Below are 19,228 nucleotides of genomic sequence, written 5' to 3'. Positions count from 1 at the left end.
GCACGATGGACAAGCTGTCTCCGCTGCTGGAGATCGACGGGCTCGGGGTCCGGCTGCCGGACGGGCAGGCGGCGCGGCCGCTGCTCGACGGGGTCACGCTCCGGGTCGCGGCCGGTGAGACCGTGGGTCTGGTCGGCGAGTCCGGCTCGGGCAAGTCGGTCGCGTGCCGCAGTGTGCTGGGTCTGTTGCCGGCCGGCGCGCGGACGACCGGTGAGGTACGGGTCGGGGGGCGCGACGTCCTGACGATGGACCGCGCCGAGCTGAGCCGGTTGCGCGCCCGCCGGGTCGCGATGATCTACCAGGACCCCCGGGCGTCGGTGAACCCGCTGCGCCGCGTGGGCGACTTCCTCACGGAGGGGCTGCGCGGCGCGGGAACCCCGGCCGCGGTGGCGCGCGCCCGGGCCGAGGAACTCCTCGACGCCGTCGGCATCCGCGACCCGCGCGGGGCGCTGCGCCGCTATCCGCACCAGTTCTCGGGCGGCATGCTCCAGCGGGTGGTGATCGCGGCGGCGCTGGCCGGCGAGCCGGAGCTGCTGGTCGCGGACGAGCCGACGACGGCGCTGGACGTCACCACGCAGGCCGAGATCATCGCCATCCTCACCCGCCTCCAGGCGGAGCGGGGCACGGGTCTGCTCTTCGTCACGCACGACCTGGAGCTGGCGTCGGCGATCTGCGACCGGGTGTACGTGATGTACGCGGGCCGGATCGTCGAGACGGCGGGCACGGACGCGCTGTTCGACCGGCCGCGTCACCCGTACACGGCGGGGCTGCTGGCCTGCACCCCGCGCATCAAGGCCGGGGCCCCGGCGCCGCGGCCCATCCCGGGGCGGCCCGTCTCCCTGGCCGAGGCGCCGCCGGGCTGCGCCTTCGCTGCGCGCTGCGCCCACGCGCTGCCGAGGTGCGCGCAGGAGACACCCGTGCTCCGGGAGATACCCGTCCTGCGGGAGACGTCCGTACTGCGGGAGACACCCGTACCGGGCGACGGCCGGGCCGCCTGCCACCGTGCCGAGGAAGGGATCGAACTGTGAGCGGTACGCCGGAGGACCTGGTCGTCGAGGGTCTGTGCAAGCGGTACGGGGATCATGCGGCCGTGGACGACGTGTCGTTCACGCTCGCGCCGGGTGCCTCGCTCGGCATCGTCGGTGAGTCCGGCAGCGGCAAGACGACGACCGTGCGCATGCTGGTCGGTCTGGAGCGACCCGACGGCGGCACGGTCCGCGTCGGCGGCCGGGACCGTTCGGCGCCCGCGCGTGGGCGGGCCGAACGCCTGGCGCGGGCCCGGGAGATCCAGATGGTCTTCCAGGACCCGTACCTCTCCCTGGACCCCCGGGTGCCGGTGGCGAGGTGCGTGGAGGAGGTGCTCCGCCTTCACCACCCCATGGACACACGGTCCAGGCAGGCGCGCGTCGCCGAACTCCTCGACCAGGTGGGCCTCGGCGAGCGGGAGGCGACGGCGCTCCCCGGCCGTCTGTCGGGCGGCCAGCGCCAACGGGTGGCGATCGCCCGCGCGCTGGCGGCCGAACCGCGGGTCCTCGTCCTCGACGAGGCGGTGGCGGCGCTGGACGTCTCCATCCAGGCGCAGGTGCTGGAACTCCTGTCGCGGATCCGCCGCGAAACGGGTATCGGCTTCCTCTTCGTGACGCACGACCTCGCGGTGGTGCGCCACGTCACGGACGAGCTGCTGGTCCTCAAGGCGGGCCGGGTCGTGGAGCACGGCCCGACCGCCCGCCTCCTGGACACCCCGGCCGACCCCTACACCCGCCTCCTCCTCGACTCGGTCCCCCACCGAGGCTGGACCCCGCCGAGGCGGACAGCGGTCCCCGGCCTCACGGCGTGAGGTGAGCCCGGTCGCCCTCGTCAACGTTGGCCACCATCCTCCGGAGCACCTTGAGGGCGGCGACGTACTCGTCGTCGCCGATGCCCCTGTGGACCACGGCACGGACCTCGGTCACCAGGGCGCGAAGCCGCGCCCTGGCGGCCTCACCGGCCGCCGTGAGGTGCAGAAGCTCCCCGTCGTCGAGCCGGAGCCAGGCGCGGTGCAGCAACTGGTCGACGGCCCTGCCGATCTCGTGCGGCCCGTCGGCCAGGTGCGTCAGCTGCCCGACGACCTCGCCCCGACTCGGCGCCGTGGGACCGCCGTCGACCCGGTTCAGCACCCAGTAGTGCGGCTGCGTGACGTCGACCTTCGCCATGGCGTCCCGCAGATGCCGCGTGACGGCCGCGTGGGCGAGCCCGACCCAGTACCCGACGGGCTGGGTGGCCAGCATGTCGTCGGTGGCGGCGGGGTTCGCGGGCGCCTGGTCGGTCGTAGTCCGAGTCGGTGATTCCATGATCACGACGCTACACGGCGGCGCTCCCGCACCCGGTGGCTCCGTGATCGCCCACCTCGGCGGAGACAGTGGGGTGGGTGCCTTCGTAGGACGTCATGCAGCGAGCGTACGAGTCGGGTGCGACAACTCCCGGGCAGGGCGCTGCGTGAACGCGTTGCCGCGGGATACGTTCCGGGGTGAGGATCAAGGATCCCCGGACGTGATCCGACGTGAAGGAGCCCGATGCGTGTCGCTCTGTTCCTGACCTGTGTCAACGACACGCTCTATCCGGACACCGGCCGCGCCGTCGTACGGCTGCTGAGCCGGCTCGGCGTCGACGTCGACTTCCCGACGGACCAGACCTGCTGCGGGCAGCCGCAGTACAACACCGGCTACCGCCGCCGCGCGGAGCCGCTCGCGCGCCGTTTCGCGGAGGTCTTCGGCGCGTACGACGCGATCGTCACGCCGTCCGGTTCGTGCGGTGCGATGGTGCGCGAGCACTACCCGCGCATGGGCGCGCGGGCCCGGGCGGAGGGGCGCGGCGACGGGCTCGCCGCGGCGGTCACGCCGGTGGTGCCGAAGACGTACGAGCTGACGGAGTTCCTCGTCGACGTCCTCGGGGTGACGGACGTCGGCGCCTTTTACCCGCACAGGGTCACCTACCACCCCACCTGTCACGGCGCGCGCGGCCTCGGCCTCGCCGACCGGCCCCAGCGGCTCCTCGCGGCGGTCAAGGGCCTGGAGCTCGTGGAGTTGCCGGGCGCGCAGGAGTGCTGCGGCTTCGGTGGCACGTTCGCGGTGAAGAACCCGGACGTGTCCGCCGCGATGGGCGCCGACAAGGTCCGAAGCGCCGTCTCGACCGGCGCGGACGTGCTCTGCGCCGCCGACAACTCGTGTCTGACGCACCTCGGCGGCACGATGAGCCGGCTCGCGGTCGGCGTCCGGCCCGTCCACATCGCCGAGATCCTGGCGAGCACGGAAGAGGAGCCTCTGGCGTGACGGACAAGAAGGTGCGCGCGCAAGCGCTCGTCGAGGGGCGGCGGTCGGGCGACGGGAGGGCATATCTCGGCATGCCCGCGTTCCCGAAGGCCGCGCACGAGGCCGTACGGAACCCCACCCTGCGCGCCAACCTCCGGCACGCCACGCACACCATCCGCGACAAACGGGCCAAGGCGGTCGCCGAGTTGGACGACTGGGCGGAACTGCGCGAGGCCGGGAAGCGGATCAAGGAACACACCCTCCGCCATCTCGACCACTACCTCGTGCGGTTGGAGGCGGCGGTCACCGCCGCCGGCGGAACCGTGCAATGGGCCGCCGACGCCGACGAGGCCAACCGGATCGTCACCGACCTCGTGCTGGCCACCGGGGAGCGCGAGGTCGTCAAGGTCAAGTCGATGGCCACGCAGGAGATCGGGCTCAACGAAGCACTGGAGGCGGCGGGGATCGCCGCCTACGAGACCGATCTCGCCGAGCTGATCGTGCAGTTGGGCGACGACCGGCCCTCGCACATCCTCGTCCCCGCCATCCACCGCAACCGGGGCGAGATCCGGGACATCTTCCGCGCGGAGATGGGGAATTGGGGGCGCCCGGCACCCGAGGACCTCACCGACCGGCCCGCCGACCTCGCGGAGGCCGCCCGGCTCCACCTGCGGGAGAAGTTCCTGCGCGCCAAGGTCGGCATCTCCGGGGCCAACTTCATGGTCGCCGAGACCGGCACGCTGGTGGTGGTCGAGTCCGAGGGCAACGGCCGCATGTGCCTCACCCTGCCCGAGACCCTCATCTCCGTCGTCGGCATCGAGAAGACCGTCCCGACCTGGCGGGATCTGGAGGTCTTCCTCCAGACCCTGCCCCGCTCCTCGACCGCGGAGCGGATGAACCCGTACACCTCCATGTGGACGGGCACGACGGACGGCGACGGGCCGAGGACGTTCCATCTCGTCCTGCTCGACAACGGCCGCACGGACACCCTCGCCGACGAGGTCGGCCGGCAGGCGCTGCGCTGCATCCGCTGCTCGGCCTGCCTCAACGTCTGCCCGGTGTACGAACGGGCCGGCGGTCACGCCTACGGCTCCGTCTACCCCGGCCCGATCGGCGCGATCCTCACACCCCAGCTCCGGGGCACCGCGAGCGAGATCGACGCCTCGCTCCCGTACGCGTCCTCGCTCTGCGGGGCCTGTTACGACGTGTGCCCGGTCGCCATCGACATCCCCGAGGTCCTCGTCCACCTCCGCGAGAAGGTCGTCGAGCAGGGCGGCCACCGTCTGGAGGGCGCGGCGATGGGCGCTGCCGCCTGGGCCTTCGAGCATCCTCGCGCGTACGCGGCGGGGCAGCGGGTGGCCGCTCTCACCCGCCGCCTCCACCCCTCCCGGCTGCCCGGCCCCGGGCGCGCGTGGACGGACAGCCGGGATCTGCCGGAGGTTCCTGCGGAGTCCTTCCGTACGTGGTGGATGCGCGAGCACGGTGGCCGTGAGCAGGGGGGCCGTGAGCGCGTGGACCCCGGCGAGCACGAAGGCCCCGAGCACGTGGACCCCGGCGAGCACCGAGGCCCCGAGCACGAGCGCAAGGAGGGATCCGCGTGAGCAGCCGAGACCTCGTCCTGCGCCGGATCCGTCAGGCCCTGGCCGACGTGCCCCCGGCCGACGCGGACCGTTCCTACGAGACGGCCGTACCCCGCGCCTATCTCCGGGAGCACGGAGAGCGGGACACCGACCGGACCGTCGGGCTCCTCGCCGAGAACCTGGCGGACTACCGCGCCGTCGTCCACCGCTGCCGTCCGGAGGAGGTGGCGGAGCTGGTCGGGCGCCTCCTCGCCGAGCGCGGCACGCGCCAGGTCCTCGCGCCGGCCGGGCTGCCCCGCGCGCTGCTCGCCCGTACGGACGCCACTGTCGTCGCGGACCGTCCCGGCCTCACCCCGTACGAACTCGACACCGTGGACAGTGTCGTGACCGGCTGCGCGGTGGCCGTCGCCGAGACCGGCACCGTGGTCCTCGACGCCGGTGCCGACCAGGGCGGCCGCAGGCTCACCCTCGTCCCCGACCACCACGTGTGTCTGGTCCGCGTCCCCGAACAGGTCGTCGGTTCGGTCCCCCAGGCGCTCGAACGGCTCGACCCGACACGCCCCCTGACCTGGATCTCGGGCCCTTCGGCCACCAGCGACATCGAACTCGACCGGGTCGAGGGGGTCCACGGCCCCCGACGGCTCGACGTGGTGCTCGTCGAGTCCTGACGCCGCGGAGTCGTGGTCTGCTCACCGTCCCGCCGGGCGCCCGCCCGGCGGGACCTCCTCACTCCCCCGCCGCCGCCGCGAGCGGCTCGCGGGACAGTGCCCGCTCGGTCGGCCGGTGGAAGAGCGTGAACGGGATGGAGAGGCTGTCGCACATCCTCTTCGCGCGGGCGACCGCGCTCATGGTCGCGGCGGAGGCCGGTCCGCCGGGCAGGTCGAGGACGACGGCCGCGGGCCGGTGGGCGTCGACCAGGGCCTGGATGAACAGCGCGGCCGCGGCCCGGTTCGTGACGTCGAGGCCCTGATGCAGGGTGACGCGGAGCGTGCCGACGTCGATGTGGTGGGTGAGAAGCATGCGACCTCCAGACGGAACCTCGGGTGTGCCCCGGCAGTCCGACGGCGGAGCCAGGGGCAAAAGGGCTGGTTCCCGGCATTTGGCCCGGGAAAACCCAGGTCAGGCCCCCTTCCTGCGGCCGGCCCCGCCCGCCGTCGGCGCGCGGGCCCGTCAGGTGCCGGAGGCCGACACTCCGAGCAGCTTCCAGGTGCGGCGCCCGAAAGGCCGATGACACGCCGAAAGGAGGGGGACCCTCTCGTACAGCGCCGGGGCAGCGGACGCCGATTCCCGCACGGCGCGCGGCGTCGGCACGCGGCGTCGGCGCGCGCCGTGACCACGCCGGGAGAAGGGGCGCCGTGTCGCATCGTGGGCAGCGCGTGTCCGGCTGGTGGGCGGCCGGGTGGCGGATCTTGCGAGGGCGGCCGGGACATCGCAGGTCACAGCCGTGCCCTCGGGTCGTCAGGTGGCGCAATACCGCCGCAACACCACGCCCGGCCGGCCGCCGGTACGTTCCGGGTCATGCCAGCCGAACCCACCCCCGCCTCCCTCCCGGTCGCCGCCGCGCGGCGTCGGCGACTCCGCGCGGACCGGGCCCGGCAACTCGCCGACCTGCTGCGCCACCAGATCCTCACCGGGGGCTTCCCCAGCGGTGTCCTCCCCCTGGAGGACGTCATCGCCGCCGACCACCGGGCGAGCCGGAACACCGTCCGCCAGGCCCTGGAACTGCTGCGCGGCGAGCGGCTCGTCGAGCGGCAGCCGGGGGTCGGCACGGTCGTCGTCGGCGAGAAGTACCCGCACGGCCTGAACCGGCTCCAGGGTCTCGCCGAGACCCTGCACGAGCACGGCAGGGTCACCAACGAGGTGCGGACGGTGGGGCCGGTCGCCGCGTCGGGGCCGGTGGCCCACCGGCTGCGGCTGCCCGAGCACTCGGACGTGCTCTGCATCGAGCGGCTGCGGCGGCTGAACGGGCTGCCGCTCTCCCTGGACCTGTCGTACCTCCCCCTGGACATCGGCGGTGAACTCCTCGGCTGCGACCTGGAGAACACGGATGTCTTCCGGCTCCTGGAGACGCTCACCGGCCGGCCCCTGGGGCACGCCGAGATCACCCTCGAAGCCGTCAACGCCGACGCGCACTCCGCCGCCGTGCTCCAGGCACCGCGCGGGGCGGCGCTGCTGATGCTCGAACGGCTGACCTGTCTGCCCGACGGGCGGCCCGTGGACCTGGAGTTCATCCGGTTCCGGGGCGACCGCATCACCATGAGCGGTCTGCTCCACCGCTCCCTCTGAACGCTTCCGGCGGGCCCTTCCCCTTCCTTCGCTCCCTTCTTCCTTTCTTCCTTTCTTCCTTCCTGGAGACAGCCATGCCTCTGGTGCCCCAACGCGCCGACGTGCCCGTGACCATCGACGAGTCCCTGTGCATCGACGGCTGCACGCTCTGCGTCGACATGTGTCCGCTCGACTCGCTCGCCATCCGCAAGGACGACGGCAAGGCGTACATGCACGTCGACGAGTGCTGGTACTGCGGCCCCTGCGCCGCCCGCTGCCCCACGGGCGCGGTCACCGTCAACATGCCCTACCTGCTCCGGTGAAAGGCCCGATTCCCATGCGCATGCCCGGCACGCGCCGCACCCCGCTCCGCGCCGTCCTCCTCCCCCTCGCCCTCGGTCTGCTGCTGCCGCTGCTCACGGGCTGCGGCGGCGCGGCGGACGCCGACGGCCCGGGCGGCGGCGGGCGAACCGTCACGGTCACCGTCGGCTACCAGTCCAAGACCATCAACACCGTCACCGCCGGCACCCTGCTGCGCTCCCTCGGCTACTTCGAGGAGGAGCTCGCCGCGCGCGGCAGGAAGGACGGCGTCAGCTACAAGGTCGTCTGGCAGGACTACGCGACCGGCGCGCCGATCACGGCCCAGATGACCGCGGGGAAGATCGACATCGGCTCGATGGGCGACTTCCCGCTGCTCATCAACGCAGCGCGCGGCAAGCAGCTGCGGCAGCCCACGCGGCTCGTCTCGGTCACCGGCTACAACCTGCGCGGCGGGCTCAACACCGTGATGACCGCGCCCGGTTCTCCCGTCCGTTCACTGGCCGACCTGCGCGGCAGGAAGGTGTCCACGAGCGTCGGCTCGGCCGCCGACGGGACGCTCGTACGGGCGCTCCGGCGCGCGGGCGTCGACCCGGGGAAGGACATCAGGAAGCTGAACCAGCAGCCCAGTGTCGGCGCGTCCGCGCTGACCGCCGGGAGTGTGGACGCGCTCTCCCAGTTCGTGGCCTGGCCGGGGCTGTTGGCCTTCGAGGGCCGCGCCACCGCGCTGTACGACGGGGCGGAGCTGAACCTGCCGACCTTCCACGGGGTCACCGTGCGGGAGAAGTTCGCGCAGGAGCGGGCGGGAGTGCTGGACGACTTCCTCGCCGCACAGCGGCGGGCCACCGACCATCTGCGGACCCGTCCGGTCGCCGCCGCCGAGTCGGTGGCGAAGGAGACCGGACTGCCGGCCGAGGTGGTCCACCTCTACAACGGTGCCCAGGGCATCGCCACCTTCGACCCGGAACTGCGCCCGGAGCTGATCGACGCGCTCAAGCAGGACGTGCCGCTCCTCAGGGACGCCGGGCTCGTCGGCGACGTGGACGTGGACGCCTTCGTCGACCGGGCTCCGCAGGAGCGTGCCGAGCGGCGGACGGCCTACCCGAAGGCGGGGGCCGCCAAGCCCGAGTTGTGGCTGAAGGGGCGGAGCGACACCCGTACGTTCGACAGCCCGAAGGCGCTCCTGAAGGCGGTCGGGGACGCGGGCCGTGACGTCCGCGCCGCGTACGTGCCGGACGCGGTGACCGGCACGTCCTGGTTCGCCGACAAGGCCGTCTGGGTCGTCGAAGGCGCCGAGCTGCGGGCCTTCGTGACGCCGGCGGGAGCGCGGGCGTACGTCGCCGGGCACGCCGGTGCGCGGGTCGTGGACTATCCGACCGCCCTCGGGCTGGCCGCTTCATGAGCGGCGTGGGCCGTCGGCTGCTGCGGGCCGGCTCGCTCGTGGCGGCGCTCGGCGTGTGGCAGCTGCTGACCGTCCTCGACGTCGACCTCTGGCTGCGGTTCGAGCAGTTCCCCACGGTCGGCGAGGTGGCAGCCGCGTTCGCCGACCGGGTGGGCACGGAAGGTTACTGGCAGGACCTGGGCCACAGCCTGCGCCGGATCGTGGTCGGCTTCGCGCTGGCCTCGGTCCTCGGCGTGGCGGTCGGGACCCTGATCGCCCGCTCCCGCTGGGCCGCCGACCTCCTCGGCCCGGTTCTCGAAGTCGCGCGTCCGATACCGGCGATCGCCCTGGTCCCGGTCGCGATCCTGCTGCTGCCCAGCAACGAGCAGGGCATCGTCTTCATCACCTTCACGGCGGCCTTCTTCCCGGTCCTGGTGTCGACCCGGCACGCCGTGCGGGCCCTCTCCCCGGTGTGGGAGGAAGCCGTGCTCACCATGGGCGGAGGCCGGACGCGGGTGCTCTTCTCGGTGGTGCTGCCCGGCGCCCTGCCCGGGGTGTTCGGCGGTCTGTCGGTGGGGGTCGGCGTCTCGTGGATCTGTGTGATCTCGGCGGAGATGATCTCCGGCGAGTACGGGGTCGGCTACCGCACCTGGCAGGACTACACGGTCGTCGACTATCCGGGGGTCTTCGTCGGCATGGTCACCATCGGCGCCCTGGGCCGGCTGACCGCCACCGCTGTGGAGTTCGTCGGCCGCCGGACGACCGCCTGGCTGCCCCGCCCGGCGGCCCGCCCGGTCGCCCGCCGGCGCGGCCGACCGGCCTCGCGACGGAACGACTCCGGTACGGCCCCGGCCGCCCCGACCGTCACCGTCCGGGCCCCCGGCTCCGCGCCCGCACACGCCCCCGCCCCCGCCCCCGACAAGGAGTCGGTGTCATGAGTCGTCCGACCGCCTCCGGCGCCGCCCTCGCCCTACACGACGTACGGCTCGGGCACCCGGACGGTGCCGTCGTCCTCGCCGCCACCGAACTCCGGGTGGAACCAGGCGAGTTGCTGGCCGTCGTCGGTCCGTCCGGGTGCGGCAAGTCGACCCTGCTGCGCACCCTCGCCGGACTGCTCCCGCCGCTGGACGGGCGGGTGACGCACGACGGGCGGCCGGTCGAAGGACCGGACGCCGACCGGGCTCTGGTCTTCCAGGACGACGCCCTGCTGCCGTGGCGGACCGTCCGCGCCAACGTGGAACTTCCGCTGGCGATCCGCCGGGTCCCCCGGGCCGAACGACGCAGGTCCGCCGCCGAGTGGCTGCACCGGGTCGGCCTCGCCGACCACGCGGGCAAGCTGCCCCACCAGCTGTCCGGCGGACAGCGGCAGCGCGTCCAGCTGGCCCGCGCGCTGGCCGGCGGGCCACGGGCGGTCCTGATGGACGAGCCCTTCGGCGCGCTCGACGCGCACACCCGCGCCGGGATGCAGGACCTCCTGGTGGAGATCCTGCGCGGCACGGGAGCCACCGTCGTCTTCGTCACGCACGACGTGGACGAGGCCGTCCACCTGGGCGACCGGGTCGCGCTGCTCCCGTCCGGCGAGGTGCTCGACGTACCGCACCCGCGCCGCAGGGACGCCCGGCAGGCACCCGAAACGGCCGAGCTGCGCCGCCGCGTCCTCGCGTCCCTCTGATCCACCGACCGAAGCACCCCGAAAGGCACCCCGTGGACACCCCAGTGGACACTCCCCCGGCCGCCGCCGCGTCCCTGCTCACCCCGCCCGCTCTCCCCGTCCCCGACCTCGCCGACGCGACGGAGCTGGTCTGCGACGTCCTCGTCATCGGCGGCGGCACGGCCGGCACGATGGCCGCGCTGACGGCCGCCGAACGCGGCGCGCACGTCCTCCTCCTGGAGAAGGCGCACGTCCGGCACTCCGGCGCCCTCGCCATGGGCATGGACGGGGTCAACAACGCCGTCGTCCCCGGCCGGGCCGAACCCGACGACTACGTCGCCGAGATCACCCGCGCCAACGACGGCATCGTCGACCAGTCCACCGTCCGGCAGACAGCGACCCGCGGCTTCGCGATGGTGCAGCGCCTGGAGTCGTACGGGGTGAAGTTCGAGAAGGACGAGCACGGCGAGTACGCGGTCCGGCAGGTGCACCGCTCCGGTTCGTACGTGCTGCCGATGCCGGAGGGCAAGGACGTCAAGAAGGTCCTCTACCGGCAGCTGCGCCGCCGTGAGATGCGGGAGCGGATCCGGATCGAGAACCGGGTGATGCCCGTGCGCGTGCTCACGCACCCGGACGACGGGCGGGCCATCGGCGCGGCCGGTTTCCACACCCGTACCGGCGCGTTCGTCACCGTACGGGCCGGCGCGGTGATCCTGGCGACGGGCGCCTGCGGCCGGCTCGGCCTGCCCGCCTCCGGCTACCTCTACGGGACGTACGAGAACCCCACCAACGCGGGCGACGGCTACGCCATGGCGTACCACGCGGGCGCGGCCCTCACCGGCATCGAGTGCTTCCAGGTCAACCCGCTGATCAAGGACTACAACGGGCCCGCCTGCGCGTACGTGGCGAACCCGTTCGGCGGGTACCAGGTGAACCGGCACGGCGAGCGGTTCGTCGAGTCGGACTACTGGTCCGGGCAGATGATGGCCGAGTTCGCGACCGAACTCGCCTCGGACCGGGGGCCGGTGTATCTGAAGCTCAGCCATCTGCCCGAGGAGACGATCGGCGCGGTCGAGTCGATCCTGCACACGACGGAACGCCCGACGCGCGGCACCTTCCACCAGGGCCGCGGCCACGACTACCGCACCCACGACATCGAGATGCACATCTCCGAGATCGGTCTGTGCGGCGGCCACTCCGCCTCGGGGGTACGGGTCGACGCGCATGCCCGCACGACCGTTCCGCGGCTGTACGCGGCCGGGGACCTGGCGTGCGTCCCGCACAACTACATGATCGGCGCGTTCGTCTTCGGGGACCTGGCCGGCGAGGACGCGGCCCGGTACCGGGCGTACGAGGGGGAGTTGCCGGCCGAGCAGCTCGCCGCCGCCCACGAGCTGGTCTACCGCCCGCTGCGCAACCCCGACGGACCGCCGCAGCCGCAGGTGGAGTACAAGCTGCGCCGGTTCGTGAACGACTACGTGGCGCCGCCGAAGACCGGAGCGAAGCTGTCGCTCGCGGTGGAGGCCTTCACCCGGATGTCGGCGGAGATCGAGGGGCTCGGGGCGCGCACCGCGCACGAGTTGATGCGGTGCGCGGAGGTGTCCTTCATCAGGGACTGCGCGGAGATGGCCGCCCGCGCGTCGCTGGCGCGGACCGAGTCCCGGTGGGGGCTCTACCACGAGCGGCTGGACCACCCGGAGCGCGACGACACGAGCTGGCTGCACCACATCGACCTGCGCAAATCCCCTGGCGGGGCAATGGAGTTCACGGCCCGCCCGATCGAGCCGTACGTCGTCCCGGTCCCGGAGTTCACCCCCGAACAGGGCCCTGAGCGGTGGCTGGGCGAGGTGGCGCTGGTCCCGACGGCCACGGCGGGGAGCCGGGACGTGCCTCCGGCGTCGACGACGAGGGAGGCGCCCGGCTCCTCCCCGGCGGCCGGCGACTCCGCGCAGCCGTCCCCCGCCGCCTCGGGCGGGACGAACCCCGCGCTTCTGCGGCTGCTCGCGCTCGCCGAGGAGGCCCCCGACCTGGGCGCGCTGCGGCCGTACCTCACCGACGCCGACCCGGCCGTCCGGACGGCCGCCGTGGCCGCGCTCGGGGAGACCGTGCCGGCCGGGGCCGGTCCCGCGCTCGCCGAGCGGCTGCGGGATCCCGTGCCGCAGGTCCGGCACGCCGCGTCGGCCGCCCTGCGCGAGCTGGTCGAAGTGCTGCCCGCCGAAGCGGAGTTGGCAGCGGCGCTCCGGGAGGCCCTGGCCGGGGCCGATCCGGTCGTCGGGGCCGCCGCGCTCGAGGTGCTGCGGGCCCTTCGGCTCGGCGACGCCGCCCTGTACGCCTCCGGGTACGCCGGCGCGCTCTCCGGCGGCGACGCCGGTCTCGACGTCCGCGTGCACGCCGTCCGCGCCCTCGTCTCGGTGGACGCCGTCGCGGAGCTCGTCGTGGCCGCCGCCGACCCGGCCCGGGAGGTCCGGGTCGCGGTGGCACGCGGCCTGGCCTCCGTACGGAGCCCGGCGCCCGAGCCGCTGCGGCCGCTCCTCGCCGACCCCGACCCGCTCGTCCGGGGCGCCGCCCTGGCCGCCCTCGCGGTCACCGGGTGCCCGCCCGCGTACGTCGAGGGCGCCGTGGCCGCGCTGGCCGACTCGGCCTGGCAGGTGCGGGCCGGGGCCGCGACCGCGCTGCGCGCTGCCCCGGCCGGGCCGGCCGTCCCCGCGCTCGCCGAGGCTCTGGCCGACCCGAACGCGGACGTACGCAAGGCCGCCGTCCTCTCCCTGCACCCCCACCGCGCCACGCCAGAGGCCCGGACCGCTCTCACCACGGCCACCGCCGACCCCGACGCCGACGTCCGCGCGCACGCGGCGCGGGCGCTGTCCTGAGTTCTCTACGGAAGTTCCGGGCGGCAGATCCGGGCGGCAGTTCTAGGCGGGCCGTTCGGCGGTCAGGACACCGATCTTGTCGATGCGGTGCTCCGGGTTGCCGTTGGCGTCGCGCCAGTAGTTGCCTGCCGCGTTGTCCTCGGGGGTCGCGCAGGTGGAGAGCGTGATCATGGCCCGAGTGGGCTTCTCGCCCGGCTCGCCCGGCACGGCGGCCCGCTGCTCGGCGAGCGAGCGGTCCGAGCGGAAGGACGTGCTCCGCGTCTCGACGATCCGGTACGTGTACACCGTGCCGGCCGCCGTGACATGCACGAGGTCGCCCACCTCGACGGCGGGAAGGTCACGCAGGGCCCCGCCGGCCGAGAGCCGGTGGGCGGTCACCAGATAGTTGCCGATCTCCCCCGGTCCGACGCCGCCGCGCGCGCCGTGCGGGCTCGCGGCCACACCGCGGTCCTGGATCCGGGTGCCCGCCCGGTCGTCGGTCGTGCCTTCGTACGGCACGACGTCCAGACCGGCCACGCCGATCGACGGGATGGACAGCTCGGCGAGGACGGGCCCGCGCGGCGATGGCGGCTCGGACGACGTGGGAGCGGGCGCGGGCGCGACGGTGCGCGCGGGCGTGGGTGGGGACGGGCTGTCGGAGGCCGTGACGGAGGGCGTCGGCGCGCCGTCGCCCTCCGTGGCCGTGCCCGTACAACCCCAGAGGGTGACGGCGACCGCGACGGAGGCGACAAGGACGGCCGGGACGCGACGCGCGCCCCGGCCTCCGTTCAGACCCCGACGAAGGGTCCCACCACCCTGGGCACCCATGTCACCAGGATGGCCCAATCCGGCCGCCCCGTCACCCGGGGCGGCGGTCGGTCAGCCGACGCGGTCCCCGGCAGTCACCCGGTGCGCCTCGATGCCCGGGGTGGCCAGCAGCTCGGCGATCAGCTCCTCCGAGCCGCACACGTACGTGCTCACCAGGTCGACGTCACCGCCCACGCACCAGGCCCGGTCGTGCGGCCACCAGAGGTCGGGGAGTTCGGCGAACGGTTCGTCGGCGTCGACGGAGAGCACGTCGGCGAGCGTCCCGGACAGGAGGATCTCGTCCCGTTCCGGGGTGGGGAAGGTGGGTGTCCCGGTCCACTCCCGGCGGCCATAGCCCTCCCACAGCCCGAACCAGCACCGCTCCGGGGTGCCGGTGTGCCGGGTCAGTACGGGGACGAGGGCCTGCGCGACCTCGCTCGGGGTGGGCCCTTCGGCGGGGTGCTCGTCCCACACCCCGGGCAGGCCGTACTCCGCCGCGTTCTGGTAGAACCGTTCGGCGCCGATCACCTCGTGCCAGTCGGTGAGCGCTCCCACCCGCCGCCCGTACGCGGCGGCGACGGTCTCCCAGCGCACCGGGCGCTCGCCCAGGGCCGCCGGGTGCAGCACCCGCGCGTACGCCGCGAAGCCGGGTGCGGCGACCCCGCCGACGGTCCCGAACGCGCCGAAGCCTGGTCCGCGTTCGGTCAGCCGGCGCGCCGGGCCGAGGTCCGCCCGCTCGACCGTCATCCGGCCGTACGTCACAGGTGCCCCCGCGCTCCCGTCCGTCACTCCCACCACCTCCGTCACACCGCCTCCGCGCCAGATCAGCGCCAGGTCAGCCTAGGTCCGAGGGACGTCAGGGACGTACAGAGCGCGTACACAGGACGTCCAGCGGGCCCCTTGCAGAATGGCTTCGCCCGCCGCCCGGCGGCCGCCGTGAGGCACGACCTCGCCGCGGCGGTGGTGCGCGGAACACGTGTCGAGAATCTGATTCGTCCAGTGAATCCAAGGGGAAACACATGCCTGAAGTCGGCGGCTCCAAGGGTCTGAATGTCTCCGGTGACCCGTTCCTGTCCACCGTGGACAGGGTGTGCTCATGGCTCGGCTCCGCGCCCGAGAAGGTGGACGCCCTGTCGGGCGGCGAGCGGATCCAGGTCCTGGGCGAGGTGGCCGACATCAACGCCGCCGCTGCCGCCGGGGACAGCGGCGCCCTGTACGCGCAGCAGTATCTGCTCGACAGGATCTACCAGTTGTACACGAAGATCCCCGGGCAGCAGAACGCCGAGGGCTCCGTCGTCGTCTACGAGATAGCCCGGTCGCTCGAGACCGCCACGGCCGCCGCGCAGGACCGTCTGATCGAGCCGGGCCTCCTCGAGGAGGCGCCCACGGACCCGCGTGAGTACCTGACCTGGCTCAAGAACACGGCGAAGAACCACCGGGTGTACAAGCACCCGTACTACCACGAGTTCATCCGCAACTCCGCCACGGAGAGCGACCTGCGGAACTACGTGATGCAGGAGTCGGTCGTGGACGGCCGCTTCGACGACCTGCTGGCGATGATGCAGGTGGGCACGGCCGGCGCCGCCAAGATGGAGATCGCCGCCAACTTCTGGGACGAGATGGGCAACGGCAAGCCCGAGGAGGTCCACACCCACCTCTTCAACAAGATCTACGAGGTCTTCGAGATCTCGGAGGACGAGCTCGCCCGCTCGCTCACCGCCACCTCGCTGCTCAACGGCAACCTCGCGGTGATGCTCTGCCGGCACCGCACCCTGTACGCGGAGGCCGTCGGCTTCCTCGGGATGACCGAGTGGATGGCGCCGGACCGGTTCGTGCAGGTCGTGCACGCCTGGGAGCGGCTCGGGCTGCCCGAGGTCGGCATCGTCTACCACAAGCTGCACATCACCATCGACTCCCAGCACGCGCAGGGCTGGTTCCACAACGTGGTGCTGCCCGCCGCCGAGTCCGCCGACATGCGGCGGGCCATCGCCCGCGGGATCCTCTGGCGGCTCAACTCCTCTGCCGCGTACCTGGACGAGCGCATGCCTTCCGTCGCCGCCTGACGTCCCCCGTCGGACGTCCGTTCTTCGTCGCCACCCCACATTCTGGAGGAGAGACCATGCCCCTCGGCAGCGAACGGTTCACCATCATCGACCTGCCGGAAGTCTCGGCCGACGTCCTGCCCAGCTACGACGACTGCCCGGTCGACGAGTACATGGGCCACGGCACCCGCTTCAAGCGCTTCTCGCAGTACCGGCTCAGCCCGCAGGGCGAGGACGCGTGGTCGTTCGAGCGGCTCGCGCACCGGGACTACACCACGTACAAGAAGTTCAACTCGGTCGGCGGCGGCATCCGCCGCGTCTACGAGCCGATCAAGGTCGACTTCACGCCGCTCATCGAGCACGGCGTCCGCGAACTCGGCCTCGACCGGTCCGAGGACTGGCAGATCAACGTCCACCAGAACCGGACGAAGGCGGACGGCGGCAAGCCGGGCCCGCTCACCCCGGAGGGCGTGCACCACGACGGCCACGAGTTCGTGATGATCGCGGTCCTCAACAAGGTGAACGTCGGCGGCGGCCAGACCCGGCTGTGGAACCCGGGCGCGGACGCACCCTTCTGGACCGGGACGCTCGAGCCCGGCCAGGCGGTCCTGCTGGACGACCGCGAGCTGGCCCACGACGTCACCGACGTGCTCTCCGCCGACGGCGGTCCGGGCCACCGGGACATCGTGATCATCGCGTTCTCCCGCTGGGCGGAGAAGTGGTACGGCGAGGAGCACGACGCCGCCGCGCTCGCCGAGCAGTGACCTGGGGCGCCGCCCCGGGGCGGGCACACACGCTCCGGGGCGGCGCCGCGACCGGCAGCCAAGGGAGATCATCCGTGATCGACTTCTACAAGTACCAGGCAGCAGGCAACGACTACGTCGTGATCGACCCCCGCCAGACCGACATCCCGGTGACCCGTGAGGCGATCCGGCGGATCTGCGACCGGCACCTGGGGATCGGGGCGGACGGTGTCCTCCACGGTCCGCTGGAGCCGCCGAGACCGGGCGTCCCCGTGGTCCTCGACCTGTACAACTCCGACGGTTCCGACTGCGGCAGGAGCGGCAACGGGCTGCGGATGTTCGCGCTCCACCTCGCCGGCCAGGAGCCGGAGACCTGGGCCGACGGGCGGGAGTTCACGCTCCGTACGGGCGCGGGCGAATCCTCTGCGCGGGTCCTGGACCTGGCCGGTGGACGCGTGGCGGTCGGCATGGGCCGGCCCAGTTTCGACGCCTCCGATCTGCCGCTGCTCCAGGAGGACGGCACGAGCCCGTTCGAGGGCCGGGCGCTGGACGTCCCGCTCACCGTGGACGGCGAGAAGCTGACCGTCAGCTGTGTGTACAACGGCAACCCGCACACGGTGGTGCCGGTGGACGCGCCGACGGCCGAACTGGCACACCGGCTGGGTCCCGGGATCGCCGGGCACACCCGCTTCCCGCACCGCACCAATGTGCAGTTCATGCGCATGGTGAGCCGTTCGGTGCTGGAGCTGGAGGTCTACGAGCGCGGCGCCGGGTATGTGACGGCGTCGGGGGCCAGCGCCTGCGCCGCGGTCTCCGTGGCCCGCGAACTCGGCCTGTGCGAGGCCCGGGTGGAGGTCAGGATGCCCGGGGGCGCGGTGGAGATCGCCGTCGCGGAGGACGGCTCGGTCACGATGACCGGCGACGCCGAGCAGGTTGCGGCCGGGACCTTCGCCCCCGCCCTGCGCGCCCGGCTCGACGGCACGGCGGCGCGCTCGTCGGCCACCTCGGACGCCTCGGACGTCACGGCAGCGACGGAGGTCGTACGGTGACCGTCTCCTCGTCGCGCTCGCGCGACTACCCCATCCAGCGCTGGGTGTTCGAGGACGCCGCCGGGCGCTTCGACATCGACCTGGGCGACAGCAACATGGTCCCCGGGCGCCTGGACGCCCTCTCGGTGCCGCCCGACCTGGAGCTGGACTACGGCCACGACCGGGGCCTTCGGGCGCTGCGCGAGGCGGTGGCCGGCCTGTACGGCGGCGCGGCCGACTCGGTCCTGATCACCCAGGGCGCCCAGCAGGCGCTGTACGTGGTGTACGCGGCGCTTCTGGAGCCCGGCTCGCGGGTGATCGCCTTCCGGCCCGGCTGGCAGCAGTCCTGGGACGTGCCGCCCGAACTGGGTGCCACGGTGGACCTCGTGGGCTTCCGGCCGGACCTCAGCTTCGACGTCGAGGCCGCCGAGGCGCTGGCCGGTCCCGATGTGCGACTGATCGTCGCCAACAGCCCGTGCAACCCGACCGGTCGGCGGATCGCGGAGAAGGACCTGCGCGCTCTGGTCGACCTGGCGGAGCGGACGGGGGCCCATCTGCTCCTGGACGAGGAGTACGCGCTCGACCTCTCCTCCTCCGCCGCCGTCGGCTCCGACCGGGTGATCTCCGTGTCGAGCCTGTCGAAGGTCTACGGCTTCCCCGGCCTTCGGGTCGGCTGGCTCTACGGTCCACCGGCCGTCGTGGAGCGCTGCGCCCGCCGCAAGTTCCTGTCCACCATCTCCAACTCGGTCCTGTGCGAGACGCTGGCCCTGGACGTCCTGGCACACCGTACGGACCATCTGCGCTCCTACCACGAGCTCACCGGCCGAGGCCTCGACCTGGTGCGGGAGTTCGCACGGAGGAACGCCGACGCGGTGACCCTCGTGGAGCCGGAGGACACCCCGTTCGCCTGGCTCTGGCTCACCACCGGGGAGGAGCCGCTGACGATGTGCCGCCGCGCGCTGGAGCTGGGCGTGCTGCTGATGCCCGGCGAGACGCTCGGCGCCAGTGACGGTTTCCGGATCTGCTTCGCGCGTTCGCCCGAGTCCGTGGCGGAAGGGCTGAGCCGCGTGGAGCGGGTCCTCAGACCGTCCGCTCCCCCGGCCGGCCCGACCCCCGGAGGCTGACCCGCCGGGGCTCCGGCCCCCACCCGGCGGCCGCGGCCCCGGCCCGTCGGGACCGGCCGTCCGGGAGCCGGCCCGCCGCGCACCACCCCGAGCTCCCGGATACCTCTTCCGTGCCACCCCAGGACGAAGCGCCGCCCGCGGCCCGCGCCGCCC

At 73.3% G+C, this 19,228-nt stretch carries 19 protein-coding genes; 15 read left to right on the top strand and 4 right to left on the bottom strand.

Translation table 11 applies throughout. From position 1 onward, the window contains the following. Window positions 1–5 precede the first annotated feature (5 nt). Together AB0E14_RS20870 and AB0E14_RS20865 are read left to right on the top strand one after the other, a co-directional pair. Window positions 6–1,028 (top strand): ABC transporter ATP-binding protein, encoded by a 1,023-nt coding sequence (locus AB0E14_RS20870; protein WP_362419859.1) that lies wholly within the window; start codon window positions 6–8, stop codon window positions 1,026–1,028. Next, window positions 1,025–1,837: an ATP-binding cassette domain-containing protein gene (locus AB0E14_RS20865; protein WP_362419856.1), complete on the top strand. Its 813-nt coding sequence runs from the start codon at window positions 1,025–1,027 to the stop codon at window positions 1,835–1,837. Before AB0E14_RS20870 ends, AB0E14_RS20865 begins: the two co-directional genes overlap by 4 nt. Here the strand turns inward: AB0E14_RS20865 and AB0E14_RS20860 are convergent. Then, window positions 1,827–2,330, bottom strand: a complete 504-nt coding sequence (locus AB0E14_RS20860) for a MarR family transcriptional regulator (RefSeq protein ID WP_362419853.1) — start codon at window positions 2,328–2,330, stop codon at window positions 1,827–1,829. The genes AB0E14_RS20865 and AB0E14_RS20860 overlap by 11 nt on opposite strands. A 222-nt stretch (window positions 2,331–2,552) precedes the next feature. On the opposite strand from AB0E14_RS20860, the gene AB0E14_RS20855 reads away from it, so the two are divergent. The 3 genes from AB0E14_RS20855 to AB0E14_RS20845 all read left to right on the top strand — a co-directional run bounded on the left by AB0E14_RS20855 (window position 2,553) and on the right by AB0E14_RS20845 (window position 5,535). After that, the gene (locus AB0E14_RS20855) at window positions 2,553–3,308 is read left to right on the top strand and encodes a (Fe-S)-binding protein (protein WP_362419850.1); all 756 of its coding nucleotides are present in this window, start codon (window positions 2,553–2,555) and stop codon (window positions 3,306–3,308) included. A 71-nt stretch (window positions 3,309–3,379) separates the two neighbouring features. Further along, on the top strand, window positions 3,380–4,888 hold the full coding sequence (locus AB0E14_RS20850) for a lactate utilization protein B (protein ID WP_362419974.1): 1,509 nt from the start codon (window positions 3,380–3,382) through the stop codon (window positions 4,886–4,888). Continuing rightward, window positions 4,885–5,535 (top strand): LUD domain-containing protein, encoded by a 651-nt coding sequence (locus AB0E14_RS20845; RefSeq protein WP_362419847.1) that lies wholly within the window; start codon window positions 4,885–4,887, stop codon window positions 5,533–5,535. The genes AB0E14_RS20850 and AB0E14_RS20845 overlap by 4 nt, the downstream gene beginning before the upstream one ends. A gap of 58 nt (window positions 5,536–5,593) precedes the next feature. On the opposite strand, the gene AB0E14_RS20840 is transcribed toward AB0E14_RS20845, so the two are convergent. Continuing rightward, window positions 5,594–5,887: a hypothetical protein gene (locus tag AB0E14_RS20840; protein WP_362419844.1), complete on the bottom strand. Its 294-nt coding sequence runs from the start codon at window positions 5,885–5,887 to the stop codon at window positions 5,594–5,596. 498 nt (window positions 5,888–6,385) lie between these two features. Here AB0E14_RS20840 and AB0E14_RS20835 point away from each other — a divergent pair, with 498 nt between their 5' ends. From AB0E14_RS20835 to AB0E14_RS20810, 6 genes are all read left to right on the top strand, one after another. Beyond that, window positions 6,386–7,153 (top strand): GntR family transcriptional regulator, encoded by a 768-nt coding sequence (locus tag AB0E14_RS20835; RefSeq protein WP_362419841.1) that lies wholly within the window; start codon window positions 6,386–6,388, stop codon window positions 7,151–7,153. 74 nt (window positions 7,154–7,227) lie between these two features. Further along, window positions 7,228–7,455 carry a ferredoxin family protein gene (locus tag AB0E14_RS20830; protein WP_362419838.1) on the top strand — a complete coding sequence of 76 codons (228 nt, stop codon included), beginning with the start codon at window positions 7,228–7,230 and terminating at the stop codon, window positions 7,453–7,455. 20 nt (window positions 7,456–7,475) lie between these two features. After that, window positions 7,476–8,852, top strand: a complete 1,377-nt coding sequence (locus AB0E14_RS20825) for an ABC transporter substrate-binding protein (protein WP_362419972.1) — start codon at window positions 7,476–7,478, stop codon at window positions 8,850–8,852. After that, entirely contained in the window at window positions 8,849–9,769 is a 921-nt protein-coding gene (locus tag AB0E14_RS20820; RefSeq protein ID WP_362419834.1) for an ABC transporter permease, read from the top strand. Before AB0E14_RS20825 ends, AB0E14_RS20820 begins: the two co-directional genes overlap by 4 nt. Next, entirely contained in the window at window positions 9,766–10,503 is a 738-nt protein-coding gene (locus AB0E14_RS20815) for an ABC transporter ATP-binding protein (RefSeq protein ID WP_362419831.1), read from the top strand. The genes AB0E14_RS20820 and AB0E14_RS20815 overlap by 4 nt, the downstream gene beginning before the upstream one ends. Window positions 10,504–10,547: 44 nt before the next feature. Next, window positions 10,548–13,352 (top strand): fumarate reductase/succinate dehydrogenase flavoprotein subunit, encoded by a 2,805-nt coding sequence (locus AB0E14_RS20810; RefSeq protein WP_362419828.1) that lies wholly within the window; start codon window positions 10,548–10,550, stop codon window positions 13,350–13,352. A 42-nt stretch (window positions 13,353–13,394) separates the two neighbouring features. Here the strand turns inward: AB0E14_RS20810 and AB0E14_RS20805 are convergent, their stop codons facing one another. Next, window positions 13,395–14,159: a sortase gene (locus tag AB0E14_RS20805; protein ID WP_362419825.1), complete on the bottom strand. Its 765-nt coding sequence runs from the start codon at window positions 14,157–14,159 to the stop codon at window positions 13,395–13,397. Between the two features lie 51 nt (window positions 14,160–14,210). Continuing rightward, window positions 14,211–14,927 carry a hypothetical protein gene (locus AB0E14_RS20800; RefSeq protein WP_362419822.1) on the bottom strand — a complete coding sequence of 239 codons (717 nt, stop codon included), beginning with the start codon at window positions 14,925–14,927 and terminating at the stop codon, window positions 14,211–14,213. A gap of 230 nt (window positions 14,928–15,157) precedes the next feature. Between AB0E14_RS20800 and AB0E14_RS20795 the strand changes: the two genes are divergently transcribed. The 4 genes from AB0E14_RS20795 (at window position 15,158) to AB0E14_RS20780 (ending at window position 19,075) form a co-directional block, all read left to right on the top strand. Further along, window positions 15,158–16,201, top strand: a complete 1,044-nt coding sequence (locus AB0E14_RS20795; protein WP_362419819.1) for an iron-containing redox enzyme family protein — start codon at window positions 15,158–15,160, stop codon at window positions 16,199–16,201. A 56-nt stretch (window positions 16,202–16,257) separates the two neighbouring features. Then, window positions 16,258–16,944 carry a 2OG-Fe dioxygenase family protein gene (locus AB0E14_RS20790; RefSeq protein WP_362419816.1) on the top strand — a complete coding sequence of 229 codons (687 nt, stop codon included), beginning with the start codon at window positions 16,258–16,260 and terminating at the stop codon, window positions 16,942–16,944. A 74-nt stretch (window positions 16,945–17,018) separates the two neighbouring features. Beyond that, window positions 17,019–17,972 carry a diaminopimelate epimerase gene (dapF, locus tag AB0E14_RS20785; protein ID WP_362419813.1) on the top strand — a complete coding sequence of 318 codons (954 nt, stop codon included), beginning with the start codon at window positions 17,019–17,021 and terminating at the stop codon, window positions 17,970–17,972. Continuing rightward, window positions 17,969–19,075 carry a pyridoxal phosphate-dependent aminotransferase gene (locus AB0E14_RS20780; protein WP_362419809.1) on the top strand — a complete coding sequence of 369 codons (1,107 nt, stop codon included), beginning with the start codon at window positions 17,969–17,971 and terminating at the stop codon, window positions 19,073–19,075. The genes dapF and AB0E14_RS20780 overlap by 4 nt, the downstream gene beginning before the upstream one ends. Window positions 19,076–19,228: the final 153 nt, after the last annotated feature.

It is taken from the genome of Streptomyces sp. NPDC047981 (assembly GCF_040653315.1).
GTDB lineage: Bacteria > Actinomycetota > Actinomycetes > Streptomycetales > Streptomycetaceae > Streptomyces.
This window is presented reverse-complemented; position numbering and strand designations above follow the sequence as displayed.

Bases quoted from the DNA above. Each gene is read 5' to 3' on its own strand.
- AB0E14_RS20870 (WP_362419859.1), top strand. From the start codon at position 6: ATGGACAAGCTGTCTCCGCTGCTGGAGATCGACGGGCTCGGGGTCCGG.
- AB0E14_RS20860 (WP_362419853.1), bottom strand. From the start codon at position 2,330: ATGGAATCACCGACTCGGACTACGACCGACCAGGCGCCCGCGAACCCC.
- AB0E14_RS20855 (WP_362419850.1), top strand. From the start codon at position 2,553: ATGCGTGTCGCTCTGTTCCTGACCTGTGTCAACGACACGCTCTATCCG.
- AB0E14_RS20850 (WP_362419974.1), top strand. From the start codon at position 3,380: ATGCCCGCGTTCCCGAAGGCCGCGCACGAGGCCGTACGGAACCCCACC.
- AB0E14_RS20840 (WP_362419844.1), bottom strand. From the start codon at position 5,887: ATGCTTCTCACCCACCACATCGACGTCGGCACGCTCCGCGTCACCCTG.
- AB0E14_RS20835 (WP_362419841.1), top strand. From the start codon at position 6,386: ATGCCAGCCGAACCCACCCCCGCCTCCCTCCCGGTCGCCGCCGCGCGG.
- AB0E14_RS20830 (WP_362419838.1), top strand. From the start codon at position 7,228: ATGCCTCTGGTGCCCCAACGCGCCGACGTGCCCGTGACCATCGACGAG.
- AB0E14_RS20825 (WP_362419972.1), top strand. From the start codon at position 7,476: ATGCCCGGCACGCGCCGCACCCCGCTCCGCGCCGTCCTCCTCCCCCTC.
- AB0E14_RS20820 (WP_362419834.1), top strand. From the start codon at position 8,849: ATGAGCGGCGTGGGCCGTCGGCTGCTGCGGGCCGGCTCGCTCGTGGCG.
- AB0E14_RS20815 (WP_362419831.1), top strand. From the start codon at position 9,766: ATGAGTCGTCCGACCGCCTCCGGCGCCGCCCTCGCCCTACACGACGTA.
- AB0E14_RS20805 (WP_362419825.1), bottom strand. From the start codon at position 14,159: ATGGGTGCCCAGGGTGGTGGGACCCTTCGTCGGGGTCTGAACGGAGGC.
- AB0E14_RS20795 (WP_362419819.1), top strand. From the start codon at position 15,158: ATGCCTGAAGTCGGCGGCTCCAAGGGTCTGAATGTCTCCGGTGACCCG.
- AB0E14_RS20790 (WP_362419816.1), top strand. From the start codon at position 16,258: ATGCCCCTCGGCAGCGAACGGTTCACCATCATCGACCTGCCGGAAGTC.